We start from the raw sequence: 12,868 nt of genomic DNA, 5'->3' as shown, positions 1-12,868 counted from the left end.
CTCCTTTCGTCGTCTTAAGCGGCGCGGCGCGTTAGCTGCGCTCGATCAGTTGGCGAAGGCGCTTGGCCGCTTCTAAGGTCGGCTCAAGCTCCGCCACTAACGCTAAGCGTAGCCGACCCGCGCCGGGGTTAAGGCCGTTTTGCCCTGGGCGACCCATCAAGCTGCCGGGCAGTACGCTCACGTGCTGTTCGCTGAATAGCCGCTGGGTAAAGGCGATATCGTCGCCACCCGGCACCGCAGGCCAGAGGTAGAAGCTCGCTTCCGGAGTGGGAAAATCCATCACCGGGGCAAGCACATCCGTCACCGCGCTGAATTTTTCGCGGTAGGCGTCTCGGTTGGCGCGCACGTGGGCTTCGTCTTGCCAAGCGGCAATGGAGGCGTGCTGTAGTGGCTGCGACATGGCGCAGCCGTGATAGGTGCGGTAGCGCTTGAACGGGGCGAGTAGGTCGGCATCACCTGCCACGAAACCCGAGCGCAGCCCTGGTAGGTTGGAGCGCTTGGAGAGCGAGTGGAAGACCACGCAGCGGCGGTAGTCATCGCGGCCAAGCTCGGCGCAGGCCTGCAAAAGCCCTGGCGGTGGCGTGTTCTCGTCTAGGTAAAGCTCGGAGTAGCACTCATCAGAGGCGATGATAAAGTCGTGCTCGTCGGCCAGGGCAATCAGCTGTTTGAACTCGGCCAGCGGCGTGACGGCGCCGGTCGGGTTGCCCGGCGAGCAGATAAACACGATCTGCACGTCGCGCCAGGTGTCGGCGCTGACCGCTGAAAAATCGGGGCGGAAGCCGTTCTCGGCGGTGCAGTCCAGGTAGAGCGGCTCGCCGCCTGCCAGCAGCGTGGCGCCTTCGTAAATCTGGTAGAAGGGGTTGGGTACGGCCACTTTTGCGGGGCGAGTGCGGTCCAACGCGGCCTGTACAAAAGCGAAGATGGCTTCGCGAGTGCCGTTCACCGGCAGTACTTGGCGCTCGGCATCCAACCCCGCCAGCTGGAAGCGCTGGGTGGCCCAGGTCGCAATCGCGTCGCGTAGGGCGGGAAGGCCGTTGGTGGCCGGGTAGCGGGCCATCTCTAACTGGTGGGCGATGAGTGCCTCCAGCGCGCCTTGGTAGGGGGCGTGCTGGGGTTCGCCAATCGTCAGCGGAATATGCGCCAGTCCCGCCGGGGGCGTTAGGCTCGCTTTGAGGGCGGCCAGCTTTTCAAACGGATAGGGGTGTAGGGCGTTGAGATCAGGGTTCATGGCGCGTCCGTTGAGAGCGTAAGGGCGGGAACTGTGGGCAAAACCATTTATCGAACCGCCGATTATAGGCAAGCCCTGGTGCAGGCTCAAACCTAACCACCAGGGTGTGCCTACTTTCTAGGTTAAACCCCCAATACCTCAATCAGTCGTTCGCGGAGCTGCTGCTGGCGTTCGGGGTCGGTGAGCGGCTCGCCTGCTTTGGTGGTGATGAAGAAAACATCTTCAACCCGTTCGCCTAGCGTGGCAATTTTAGCGGCTGAGAGCGAGATATCCTGCTCCATGAAAATGCGCCCTACCCGAGCCAGCAGACCGGGGCGGTCGGGGGCGGTCAGTTCCAGTAGGGTGCGTTCATTGGCCGGGTCCTGCTCGATCACCACTTCGGTAGGCACTTTGAAGTGCTTGAGCTGGCGCGGCGTGTGTCGAGTGACGATTTCTGGATAGTCATCCGGGTCATCCAGCTCTTCTACCAAGTGCTGGCGCATCTCTTCAATGCGCTCCGGGTCGCGAATCGGCTGGCCGTGGCTATCCAGTACGATAAAGGTGTTGAGCGTCCAGTCGTTGTGGGAAGTAGCAATGCGGGCATCGTGGATCGAGAGTCCGAGCTGCTCCATGGCGGCAGCAGTGGCGGCGAACAGGTCATCCACCGAGCGGGTGTGGATGAACACTTTGGTGCCGCCTTCGGCCATGTCGGCGGTGGGAGCACTGATCAGCACCAACGGCAGCGGTGACGGCTGGTGCGCCAGAATACCTTGAGTCTGCCAGACAATTTCGCTGGGTGCGTACTGCAGGAAGTAATCTTCCCCCAGCGACTCCCAGAGCTGGTCTATTTGGCCACTATCGACGCCGACTGTTTGCAGCAGCGAGCGCGCCTCAGTGCGGGTTTCGCGCACCCAGTCGTCTCGATCCGGTGGATTTTTCAGGCCGCGGCGCAGGGCGCGTTTGGTTTCCGCGTGAAGCTGACGAAGCAGCGACGCCCGCCAGCCGTTCCACAGTGTGGGGTTAGTGGCGTTGATGTCGGCAACGGTGAGCACATAGAGGTAGTCCAGGCGGGTTTCGTCGCGCACGATGAGGGCGAAATCGCGGATCACATCCGGGTCGCTGATATCACGCTTCTGGGCGGTCATGGACATCAGCAAGTGATGCTCCACCAGCCAACTCACCAGGTTGGTGTCGTGCTGGGAGATGTGGTGGCGTTGGCAGAACTGTTCGACGTCCCGCGCGCCGATTTCTGAGTGGTCGCCACCGCGTCCTTTGCCGATATCGTGGAACAGGCCGGCAATCCACAGCAGGTCCAGCTTAGGCAGCTGATGGATCAGGTTGGCGGCCACCGGGAAGTCGTCCTTTGCCTCGGGCTTGCGGAAGCCGTGCAGAAATTTCAGCAGGCGCAGGGTGTGGGCGTCCACCGTATAGATATGGAACAGATCGTGCTGCATCAGCCCCACCGCGCGGCCAAACTCCGGCAGGTACTTGCCGAGAATGCCGTAGCGGTTCATACGCCGCAGCTGGCGGGGGACGTTACCCGGCGCGCGCATAATGGCCATAAACAGCCGCTGGTGGCGTGGGTCTTCCCGGTAGTGGTCGTCAATTTGGTGGCGATGGTCACGAATCAGCCGAATAGTATCGGCGCGTACCCCTTCGATTTCCGGATGCTTGGCCATCAGCAGGAAGAGCTCTAGCATGGCCGCCGGGCGCTCGCGGAACAGGTTGCGGGAGCGCGCCTGGATGTAGCCGCCCTTGGTTTCAAAGCGTTCGTTCAGCTTAACGGTTTCCAACGACTCCTTGCCGCGCAAAATCACTTCGTCGAAGTGCTGTAGCAACATATCGTTGAGCCCGGCGAGGGCCGTCACGTGGCGGTAGTAGCGTTTCATGAACTGCTCGACCGCGAGTCTCTCGGGGGTATCCCTAAAGCCAAACATTTCGGCAATGGTGCGCTGGTGATCAAACAGCAGGCGGTCTTCGGCTCGGCCGGTCAGCATGTGCAGGGCGTAGCGCACCTGCCAAAGAAACGCTTGGCCCTGGCTGAGAATGCGCAGCTCGGCGTCATTCATAAAGCCGTTGGCGACGATGTCGGTGTACTGCTCGGTGCCGAAGTGCCGCTTAGCCACCCAGCCAATCATCTGGATATCCCGCAGGCCGCCGGGGGAGCTTTTGAGGTTGGGCTCCAAGTGGTACTCGGAGTTGTTGTAGCGGTAGTGGCGAGCAATTTGTTCTTGCCACTTGGCTTCAAAAAAGCGGTCGGCGGGCCATAGGTTCGGGGTGCTCAGGCGCTCGCGCATCTTCTCACGCAGACTGTCCGGCCCGGCAATGAGGCGCGACTCCAGCAGGTTGGTAATCACCGTGACGTCTGCTTCGGCTTCCCGCTCGCAGTCGTTGAGCGAGCGAACGCTGTGGCCAATCTCCAGACCGATATCCCAGAGGAAGGTGATAAAAGCGCTCAGCGGCTCCCGGTAGGGGGTATCGTCGTCGTGCTCAAGCAGCAAGAGCAGATCAATATCCGAATGGGGATGCAGTTCACCACGCCCGTAGCCGCCCACGGCCACCAGCGCAACGCCGTCATCGGGCCAAGCATGCTGCGCCCAGGCAATGGCGAGAAGCTGGTCGAGATACCACGCCCGACCGCGTACCAAGTCGCGAATATCGCTACCGGCGCGAAAGCGTTCATCCAGGCGTGCTTGGATTTCCCGCAGCGCGGCTTTAAACGGGGCGATAGGAGAGCGCGACCCGGCAAGCTCGGTGCGAAACAGGTCGAGATCATAAAGCGACGTGTCCGGCTCGAACCGGTAGTGGTGAAGAAGCATCAGGCGTTCAGAAAGCTAAAGTCTTCGTCGCTGCGCGCAGTGAGCACGTCAACGCCGGTGTCGGTGACCAGTAGAGTATGTTCCCACTGGGCCGAAAGGCTGCGGTCTTTGGTGACGGCGGTCCAGCCGTCGCGCAGCACTTTGGTTTTGTAGCCGCCCACGTTAATCATCGGCTCGATGGTGAAGCACATGCCCGCTTCTAGGCGGATGTCGGCATCCGGTGCATAGCCGTCGTAGTGCAGGAACTGCGGGTCTTCGTGGAAGTCCGCGCCAATGCCGTGGCCGCAGAAATCACGCACCACCGAGTAACCATGGGCTTCGGCGTGCTGCTGAATCACACGGGCAAGCTCAGAAAGACGCACGCCGGGTTTCACCAGCGCAATGCTTTTATATAGGCACTCTTGGGTGATGCGGCACAGCCGTTCGCCCTGAATGGTGTCGCCCACCACGAACATCACGCTGGAGTCGCCGTGGTAGCCATCCGGTGTGCGCACGGTGATATCCAGGTTCATGATGTCGCCGTTTTTGAGCTTTTTGGCGTCATCGGGGATGCCGTGGCACACCACGTGGTTGATGGAGGTACAGGTTGCTTTGGGAAAGCCGTGGTAGTTCAGCGGTGCCGGTGTCGAGCCCAGCTCGTTAACAATGTACTCGTGGCACAGACGGTCGATCTCGCCAGTGCTAATGCCCGCTTTAACGTGGGGAGTGATCATTTCGATAACGCTGGCCGCCTGGCGACCGGCTTCGCGCATTTTCTCGATTTCAGAAGGCGTCTTAATAGGAACGTTCATGAATTCTCGATGTGGGATTTAAGTAAGTGGGTGACAGCAAGTATTGGAATGCAAGTGATAAACGGCAAATGGAAGCGGCGAAGTAACGCCGTTTTATGGGCGGTGACTTCATCTTGGTAAGGATATATGGTATAAAGCCGCGCGCTTTCCTGCAATCGCCATCCAATGCTTCTATACTGGCTGGCGCTACGCGAAAGGGCAACGAGATCGCAACGCAGCACCGCTGGGTTGCACAACAGCAAGCCTTGAAAACACACATGTACCGGCACATGGTCCCGGGTGCCTTTAGCGACGTTTAACGACGCTACTGGTCGGATCCATGGGGTGCGTGGAGGCCTAACCCGAGTTTCAGGAGTTTTACCATGTCTCACGTTAATATGCGTGACCTGCTGAAAGCAGGTGCTCACTTCGGTCACCAAACCAAGTACTGGAATCCGAAGATGGGCAAATACATCTTCGGCGCGCGCAACAAGATTCACATCATCAACCTCGAGCACACCCTGCCGGCGCTGAACGAAGCGATCGACGTGGTCGAGAAGATGGCGGCATCCAACAACAAAATTCTGTTTGTTGGCACCAAGCGCAGCGCTAGCAAGATCATCAAAGAAGAAGCGAATCGCGTTGGCCAGCCGTTCGTCAACCATCGCTGGTTGGGCGGCATGCTGACCAACTTCAAGACCATTCGTCAGTCCATCAAACGGCTGCGTGATCTGGAAGTGATGCGCGAAGACGGCACCTTCGAGAAGCTGACCAAGAAAGAAGTCTTGATGGCCACGCGTGAGCAAGAGAAGCTTGAGCGTTCTATCGGTGGTATCAAGAACATGGGCGGCCTGCCGGACGCACTGTTTGTGATCGACGTTGACCACGAGCGCATCGCGATTAACGAAGCCAACAAGCTGGGTATCCCGGTTATTGGCGTGGTAGATACCAACTCTAACCCAGATGGCGTTGATTACGTGATCCCGGGTAACGATGACTCCATCCGCGCTATCCAGATCTACGTGAAGGCGATTGCCGACGCGTGTGGCCGCGCGAAAGAAGGTCGTCCGGACGAGTTCGTCGAAGTGACTGAAGAAGCCGCTTCCGCCGACACAAGCGCAGCTGCCGAGTAAGGCTGCAGTGGTGCGGCGGGCAGGTTGAGCCGCATCGTGTTAAGAGGGGGCCTTATGCCCCCTTTTTCCCGCTTTGAGTTCGCTCAGGCGGGCCGATTATGCCGGATGAATGCCGGCAAGCGCTCTGCACAGTGATACGCAACGGTCATCTACCGTGCTTATACTCTGTAGCGCGTTTAACTCTCAGTTAGAACCATTTCCGAGGTGAAATCTCATGGCAGCTATCAGCGCCTCTCAGGTTAAGGAACTGCGCGAACGTACCGGTCTTGGCATGATGGAGTGTAAAAAAGCACTCACCGAAGCCGACGGTGACATCGAAGTCGCGATCGAAAACCTGCGTAAAAGCTCTGGTCTTAAAGCCGCGAAAAAAGCGGGTCGTACCGCTGCAGAAGGTGCGGTTGTTACTCGTGTAGCAGAAGATGGCAGCTACGGCGTAATGGTCGAAATCAACTCTGAAACCGATTTCGTTGCCCGTGACGACAACTTCATCGACTTCGCCAACAAGATTGCTGATGCGTTCTTTGCGGCGAAAAACGAAGACGTTGCAGCGGTGATGGCGGGTGACCTTGAGTCCGCTCGTGAGCAGCTGGTTCAGAAAATCGGCGAAAACATCGGCGTGCGTCGTGCCGTTGTCGTGAATGCCGTTGAAGGTGGTCTGGTGGGCGAATACGTTCACGGTGGCCGTATTGGCGTTCTGACCGTTCTGAAAGGCGGCACCAGCGAAGCAGCCAAAGATGTTGCGATGCACGTAGCGGCGATCAACCCGGCGGTTGCGCATCCTGAAGAGATGCCGCAAGAGCAGCTGGACAAAGAGAAGGCAATCATCCTGGCCCAGCCGGACATGGCCGGTAAGCCCGAGCAAATCGCTGAGAAGATGGTTCAAGGCCGCCTGAAGAAGTACCTGGCCGAGAACAGCCTGACCGAGCAGCCGTTTGTTAAAGACCCGAACCAGTCCGTTGCTGAATTCGTCAAAGCCGCCGGTGGTGAAGTGGTTAGCTTCACTCGCTTTGAAGTGGGCGAAGGCATCGAGAAAGAAGAAGTCGACTTCGCTAAAGAAGTCATGGAACAGGCTGGCCGTCGCTAAGGTCAGAGGTTCTAGTAAGAAGATGGCGTGCGCGCGAGCGCACGCCTTCGTGTATCCGGCCCCTGTGAAATAATACAGGTGCCACCTCGCCCACCTGTGCCCAGGTCTGCCCCCAGGAGAGATGCCATGTCACGTGATATTCAAGAGTCTACCCCCACTGCTGCCCCCAAAATCGATAAGTCAAAGTCAAAATACAAGCGTATTTTGCTGAAGCTATCGGGCGAAGCGCTGATGGGTGAGCACGATTTTGGTATTGATCCAAAAGTGCTGGATCGTATGGCGCTTGAGATCGGCCAGCTGGTCGGTATTGGCGTACAGGTCGGTATTGTGATTGGTGGTGGTAACCTGTTCCGTGGTGCGGCGTTGAACGAAGCCGGCATGGATCGGGTCACGGGTGACCACATGGGAATGCTGGCAACGGTGATGAATGCCCTCGCCATGCGTGATGCTCTGGAGCGCTCTAATATTCGCTCGCGGGTGATGTCAGCGATTCCCATGAGCGGTGTGGTGGAGCACTATGACCGCCGCACTGCCATCCGTTATTTAACGTCTGGCGACGTGGTGCTGTTCTCTGCTGGCACCGGTAACCCTTTCTTTACCACCGACTCTGCTGCTTGTTTGCGCGGCATTGAAGTGGATGTAGACGTTGTCATCAAGGCCACCAAGGTGGACGGCGTGTACAATAAGGACCCGGTGAAGCACCCCGACGCCGTAAAATACGACCAGCTCTCCTATGACGACGCTCTGGATCAGAAACTGGGCGTAATGGATTTGACCGCAATCTGCCTGGTACGTGACCATGATATGCCGGTGCGGGTATTTGATATGAACAAGCCTGGTGCCCTGCTCAACCTCGTGGTTGGGGGCAAGGAAGGCACGCTGATAGACAGAGGGTAACAACGTGATCAACGACATCAAGAAAGATGCAGAGTCTCGCATGAAGAAGAGCGTTGAGGCGCTGCACAGCAACTTCAACAAGATCCGCACGGGTCGCGCTCACCCCAGCATCCTGGATGCCGTGACCGTTGAGTATTACGGTGGCCAAGTGCCGCTGAACCAAGTGGCTTCTGTCAACGTTGAAGACGCCCGTACCCTGGCGGTGGCTCCTTGGGAGCAGTCCATGGTGGCTAAAATCGAAAAAGCGATCATGACCTCTGACTTGGGCCTCAACCCCTCAAGCGCAGGCAACGTGATTCGTGTACCGATGCCGATGCTGACTGAAGAGACACGCAAGGGCTACATTAAGCAGGCACGTAGCGAGGCAGAAAGCGCGCGCGTGGCTGTGCGTAACGTTCGTCGTGATGCTAACGGTGATTTCAAATCCTTGCTTAAGGATAAAGAGATTACCGAGGACGATCAGCGCCAGGGCGAAGACGAAATCCAGAAGCTGACCGATAAATATATCGCTGAGATCGATAAGGCACTTGCCGCAAAAGAACAGGATCTCATGCAGGTTTAGTGATTGTTGTTAACATCACTGCCTGCGTTCACTTTGCCACGGGCGGCTTGGTCGTCCGTGGGCCATCGCTTGGCTTACTTATGACTGATCTTTGGTGCGAGAACCCATGATGTCTCCGCAGCTTCCCCAAGAGCAGCCGGGCGGCACGACACTTTCTCTATCCGAGGAAGCGCTGCCGTCTCATGTTGCTATCATTATGGATGGTAACAACCGCTGGGCGCGGGCACGGGGGCTGTCGGGAGTGCGCGGCCACCGCGCCGGTGTCGAAGCCGTAAGAGCGGTGATTGAGCGTGCAACTGAGCGAGGCGTTCAAACGCTAAGCCTGTTTGCGTTCTCCAGCGAAAACTGGAAACGTCCTGCCGCTGAGGTGAATGCGCTGATGGAGCTGTTTTTGATGGCGCTTAAACGCGAAGTCAAAAAACTTAATGAGCGCAATATCCGTCTGTCGATTATTGGCGAACAGCGTGGCTTTTCCCCCGCGATTCAAAAGCATATTCAGCGCGCCGAAGCGCTGACCGCCGAGAACACGGGCATGCATCTGGTGATTGCCGCGAACTACGGCGGCCAGTGGGACATCGCCCGCGCCGCGCGCCAGCTCGCCGAGCAGGTGGCTACCGGAGAGCTGGCGCCCGAGGCCATCGACGAAGCGCGCTTGGATGCGGCCATGAACACCGATCAAGTACCGCCGGTGGATCTGTGCATCCGTACCAGCGGCGAGCAGCGGCTCTCGAACTTTATGTTATGGCAGCTGGCCTATGCCGAGCTGCACTTTTCGCCCTTGTTATGGCCAGATTTTGATGGGGCGGCCTTCGACAAAGCGCTCGATGATTTCTGCTTACGACGTCGCCGTTTTGGCATGACCGACGAACAAATAGAGGCGCAAGGTGCTTAAACAGCGGATGATCACCGCAGCCTGGTTAGCTCCTGTCACGCTAATTGGTCTGTTTGGATTACAGGGAGGTGCCTTTGCGCTGTTTACAGCGCTGATCGTGCTGTTAGGTACCTGGGAGTGGACCAACTTGGCGGGGGTTATCGTCTCGCGCACGCGCCTGGCGCTGGTGGCCGGTATGGCGGTGCTCATGGCCCTGCTGTGGCTGAGCGGCGCTGCCTTTGCAGTTTGGCCGTTGTGGCTGGCCGCAGCTGGCTGGTTGCTGAACCTCTACTGGGTGACGCACTACCCGGAAAGCAGTCAGCAGTGGCAAGCCACTTCACGCCGTCTACTCATGGGCGTTTGGGTACTGCTGCCGTGCTGGGTAGGTTTTAACGTGCTGCGTGATAGCGGGGCGGTGTGGCTTCTGTTTGTGATGCTGCTGGTATGGACGGCAGACATTGGCGCCTACTTTGCTGGTCGCCGCTGGGGTAAGCGCAAATTAGCCCCGCGGGTTAGTCCAGGCAAGTCCTGGGAGGGCGTGTATGGGGGGCTTGCTGCCACGATGCTGCTAGCCCTACTGTTTGCCCTTTGGCAGCCCCTTGGAGTGATGGGGGGCGTGGCGCTGATCGTGATTACCGCAGTGGTGACGCTGACTTCAGTGCTTGGCGACCTGTTTGAAAGTATGTTGAAACGCTACCGTAATATTAAAGACTCCAGCCAGCTGCTGCCGGGTCATGGTGGTGTGCTGGACCGTATCGATAGTCTCACCGCAGCCATCCCCATCTTTGCGCTGTTGTATCTGCAGGTACTATCACTTCAGGTGAGCGCGCTATGAGTCACGTCTCGGTTCAGTCGGTCACTGTGCTCGGTGCCACCGGTTCCATCGGTAAAAGCACCTTGGATGTCATCGCGCGCCATCCGGAGCGTTACCGCGTCTATGCCCTAACGGCGCATACCTCAAAAGAGGCGCTGCTTGACCAGTGTAAAGCGCACTCTCCCCGGTTTGCCGTGTTGGATGACGTCGCAGATGCCCAATGGTTGCAGCAAGCGCTCCGCCAAGCAGGCTCCAACACTGTGGCGCTGGCGGGGGAGGATGCGCTGTGCGAGGTCGCCCAAGCGCCTGAGGTCGACACCGTGATGGCGGCGATTGTCGGGGCGGCAGGCCTGTTGCCGTCGCTGGCAGCAGCCGAAGCCGGTAAGCGCGTGCTATTGGCCAATAAGGAGGCCCTGGTGATGAGCGGGGCGCTGTTTATGGATGCCGTGGCACGCTCCGGGGCGACGCTGTTGCCGATCGATTCTGAACATAATGCCATCTACCAGTGTCTACCCAGCGAGCATCGCGGCGGATTAGCCAAACACGGCGTGCGTCAGCTGCTTCTAACCGCATCGGGCGGGCCGTTTCGCGGCTGGTCGGCTGCCGATATTGCTAACGTAACACCAGAGCAGGCCTGCGCTCATCCTAACTGGTCCATGGGGCGTAAAATCTCCGTAGATAGCGCCACGCTGATGAATAAAGGACTCGAATTAATCGAAGCGTGCTGGCTGTTTGATGCCACACCCGAGCAGATTCAGGTCGTTGTTCACCCGCAAAGCGTTATCCACTCTATGGCAGCCTATAACGACGGCTCTGTGATTGCTCAGTTGGGTAATCCCGATATGCGCACACCGATTGCCTATGGGCTTGCTTGGCCAGAGCGCATTGATGCCGGCGTGGAAACGCTAGATCTGTTCCAAGTTGCGCGGCTCGATTTTGAAGCCCCGGATGAAACACGCTTTCCCTGCCTGCGACTAGCCCGAGAGGCGATGCAGGCAGGTGGGGCCGCTCCGGCGGTGCTTAACGCTGCTAATGAAGTGGCTGTTGAGGCATTTTTAGCGGGGAACATCGCGTTTGGTGCGATTCCGGATGTTGTCGCGAAGGTGATGGCCCTGCCGTATCCCGGTCAGGCGGATTCACTTGAACGCGTGCTTGCTGCGGACCGCTGGGCGCGAGAACAAGCCGCGCACACCATACGCCAGTTAACCGCTTAGCCTCAGCTATTGTTGAGCAGCGTGTCGTGCAAAGGAGCAAAAAGTGGGCCTGATACAGAATATCTTAGCCGTCATCGTGGTGCTGGGGCTGCTGGTGACCTTTCACGAGTTTGGTCACTTTTGGGTTGCACGCCGCTGCGGCGTCAAGGTGTTGCGCTTCTCCGTAGGGTTTGGCAAGCCGCTGTGGTCAACAATTGATCGCCATGGCACCGAGTTTGCGGTGGCGGCCATTCCATTGGGCGGCTACGTCAAAATGCTCGACGAGCGTGAAGCGCCGGTACCGGAAGAGCAGCTAGACCAAGCGTTTAATCGTAAAACCGTTTGGCAACGTATTGCTATTGTGGCCGCGGGCCCCATCGCCAATTTCCTGCTGGCTATTGTGGCCTACTGGGCGCTGTTTGTGGCGGGTACAACCACCGTAGCGCCAGTAGTTGGCGATATTACGCCTAACTCCCCAGCCGCAGAGGCGGGGTTGGAGCAGGGGAGTGAAATTACCGCGATTCAGGGCGATGCAATGCGCTCCTGGGAAGAGATTAATTTAAAGCTGGTCTCCATGATTGGCTTCAGCGGTGATTTAACTATTGAGGCAGTGCCGGAAGGCGCTAGTGCCACCCGCAGCTATCAACTGCCGCTTAACAACTACATGGTTCGCCAGGATCCGCCACAGCCGCTGCAGAGCCTTGGCTTCTCGCCCTGGCGACCCGATGTGCCCGCCGTGCTTGGCCAAGTGGTGGATGGGCAAGCCGCCGCTGAAGCCGGGCTTCAAGCAGGAGATCGCATCGTCGCCCTTAACGGTGAGCCCATTAATGACTGGATGCAGTTTGTCGCGGTGATCCGCGATAGCGCAGGCGAGACGCTGAGCGTTGGTTATCAGCGTAATGGCGAAGCAGGAACGCTTTCGCTCACGCCAAGACGTAATACGCTGGAGAGTGGTGCCGAGGTTGGGTACATTGGTGCCGGTGCAGCGCCGTTTAGCTGGCCTGAGTCGCTGCAGCGTGAAATTCGTTACGGGCCGATGGAGGCCGTAGGCCAAGCGCTATCGCGTACTGGTGAAATGGTGCTGCTGACGGTCGACGCCATTCGCAAAATGTTAGTGGGGTTAATTTCGCCCTCTAACCTATCGGGGCCGATCACGATTGCGCAAATTTCCGGAGACTCTGCGCGTGCTGGGGTAGAAGCCTTCGTTGGTTTTTTAGCGTATCTTTCGATTAGTTTAGGTGTACTGAATTTGCTGCCCATTCCCGTGCTCGACGGCGGTCATTTGCTTTACTATTTTGTCGAGGTCGTACGTGGGCGGCCGGTATCTGAGCAGACACAAGCGATAGGGCTGCGCATCGGACTTGCCATGGTTGGCACCCTGATGCTGATGGCGCTCTATTTTGATTTGATGCGCCTGTGGTAATAACGCGTGTAGCGCGCAGGATGCCTTGTCATCTGCCTGCACAAATGTATATGGTGCCTGTCTTAACCGACGGGCAGACCAACGCGAGCGAACTG

The 12,868-nt window shown here is 58.2% G+C and carries 11 protein-coding genes; 8 read left to right on the top strand and 3 right to left on the bottom strand.

Annotation, left to right across the window (positions count from 1 at the left end; genetic code table 11):
- Positions 1-31 precede the first annotated feature (31 nt).
- The 3 genes from dapC to map all read right to left on the bottom strand — a co-directional run bounded on the left by dapC (position 32) and on the right by map (position 4,817).
- Positions 32-1,228 (bottom strand): succinyldiaminopimelate transaminase, encoded by a 1,197-nt coding sequence (gene dapC, locus NH344_RS05945; RefSeq protein ID WP_253027641.1) that lies wholly within the window; start codon positions 1,226-1,228, stop codon positions 32-34.
- 122 nt (positions 1,229-1,350) lie between these two features.
- Positions 1,351-4,026, bottom strand: coding sequence for a [protein-PII] uridylyltransferase (locus tag NH344_RS05940; RefSeq protein WP_253027640.1), 2,676 nt, complete (start codon positions 4,024-4,026; stop codon positions 1,351-1,353).
- The gene (map, locus tag NH344_RS05935; RefSeq protein WP_062360004.1) at positions 4,026-4,817 is read right to left on the bottom strand and encodes a type I methionyl aminopeptidase; all 792 of its coding nucleotides are present in this window, start codon (positions 4,815-4,817) and stop codon (positions 4,026-4,028) included. The genes NH344_RS05940 and map overlap by 1 nt, the downstream gene beginning before the upstream one ends.
- Before the next feature lie 362 nt (positions 4,818-5,179).
- Between map and rpsB the strand changes: the two genes are divergently transcribed.
- From rpsB to rseP, 8 genes are all read left to right on the top strand, one after another.
- Complete coding sequence (gene rpsB, locus NH344_RS05930) at positions 5,180-5,929, top strand: 30S ribosomal protein S2 (protein ID WP_044629723.1); 750 nt, start codon at positions 5,180-5,182, stop codon at positions 5,927-5,929.
- 214 nt (positions 5,930-6,143) lie between these two features.
- Entirely contained in the window at positions 6,144-7,013 is an 870-nt protein-coding gene (gene tsf, locus NH344_RS05925; RefSeq protein WP_054644934.1) for a translation elongation factor Ts, read from the top strand.
- A gap of 126 nt (positions 7,014-7,139) precedes the next feature.
- Entirely contained in the window at positions 7,140-7,910 is a 771-nt protein-coding gene (pyrH, locus tag NH344_RS05920; protein ID WP_062360000.1) for a UMP kinase, read from the top strand.
- Between the two features lie 4 nt (positions 7,911-7,914).
- Positions 7,915-8,472 carry a ribosome recycling factor gene (gene frr / locus NH344_RS05915; RefSeq protein WP_062359997.1) on the top strand — a complete coding sequence of 186 codons (558 nt, stop codon included), beginning with the start codon at positions 7,915-7,917 and terminating at the stop codon, positions 8,470-8,472.
- A gap of 106 nt (positions 8,473-8,578) precedes the next feature.
- The gene (gene uppS, locus NH344_RS05910) at positions 8,579-9,364 is read left to right on the top strand and encodes a polyprenyl diphosphate synthase (protein ID WP_062359996.1); all 786 of its coding nucleotides are present in this window, start codon (positions 8,579-8,581) and stop codon (positions 9,362-9,364) included.
- Entirely contained in the window at positions 9,357-10,178 is an 822-nt protein-coding gene (locus NH344_RS05905) for a phosphatidate cytidylyltransferase (protein ID WP_253027639.1), read from the top strand. The genes uppS and NH344_RS05905 overlap by 8 nt, the downstream gene beginning before the upstream one ends.
- The gene (gene ispC / locus NH344_RS05900) at positions 10,175-11,371 is read left to right on the top strand and encodes a 1-deoxy-D-xylulose-5-phosphate reductoisomerase (RefSeq protein WP_044629717.1); all 1,197 of its coding nucleotides are present in this window, start codon (positions 10,175-10,177) and stop codon (positions 11,369-11,371) included. Before NH344_RS05905 ends, ispC begins: the two co-directional genes overlap by 4 nt.
- A 43-nt stretch (positions 11,372-11,414) precedes the next feature.
- Positions 11,415-12,773 carry an RIP metalloprotease RseP gene (gene rseP, locus NH344_RS05895; RefSeq protein ID WP_044629716.1) on the top strand — a complete coding sequence of 453 codons (1,359 nt, stop codon included), beginning with the start codon at positions 11,415-11,417 and terminating at the stop codon, positions 12,771-12,773.
- The last annotated feature ends 95 nt before the right edge of the window (positions 12,774-12,868 follow it).

This window comes from Halomonas sp. Ps84H-12 (assembly GCF_024124725.1).
Classification (GTDB): Bacteria; Pseudomonadota; Gammaproteobacteria; order Pseudomonadales; family Halomonadaceae; genus Vreelandella; species Vreelandella aquamarina.
Note: the sequence above shows the minus strand (reverse complement) of the source record. Positions and strands in the feature narration are given on the sequence as shown.

Coding starts and splice junctions, on each gene's coding strand:
- dapC (WP_253027641.1), bottom strand. CDS start 1,228: ATGAACCCTGATCTCAACGCCCTACACCCCTATCCGTTTGAAAAGCTG.
- NH344_RS05940 (WP_253027640.1), bottom strand. CDS start 4,026: ATGCTTCTTCACCACTACCGGTTCGAGCCGGACACGTCGCTTTATGAT.
- map (WP_062360004.1), bottom strand. CDS start 4,817: ATGAACGTTCCTATTAAGACGCCTTCTGAAATCGAGAAAATGCGCGAA.
- rpsB (WP_044629723.1), top strand. CDS start 5,180: ATGTCTCACGTTAATATGCGTGACCTGCTGAAAGCAGGTGCTCACTTC.
- tsf (WP_054644934.1), top strand. CDS start 6,144: ATGGCAGCTATCAGCGCCTCTCAGGTTAAGGAACTGCGCGAACGTACC.
- pyrH (WP_062360000.1), top strand. CDS start 7,140: ATGTCACGTGATATTCAAGAGTCTACCCCCACTGCTGCCCCCAAAATC.
- uppS (WP_062359996.1), top strand. CDS start 8,579: ATGATGTCTCCGCAGCTTCCCCAAGAGCAGCCGGGCGGCACGACACTT.
- ispC (WP_044629717.1), top strand. CDS start 10,175: ATGAGTCACGTCTCGGTTCAGTCGGTCACTGTGCTCGGTGCCACCGGT.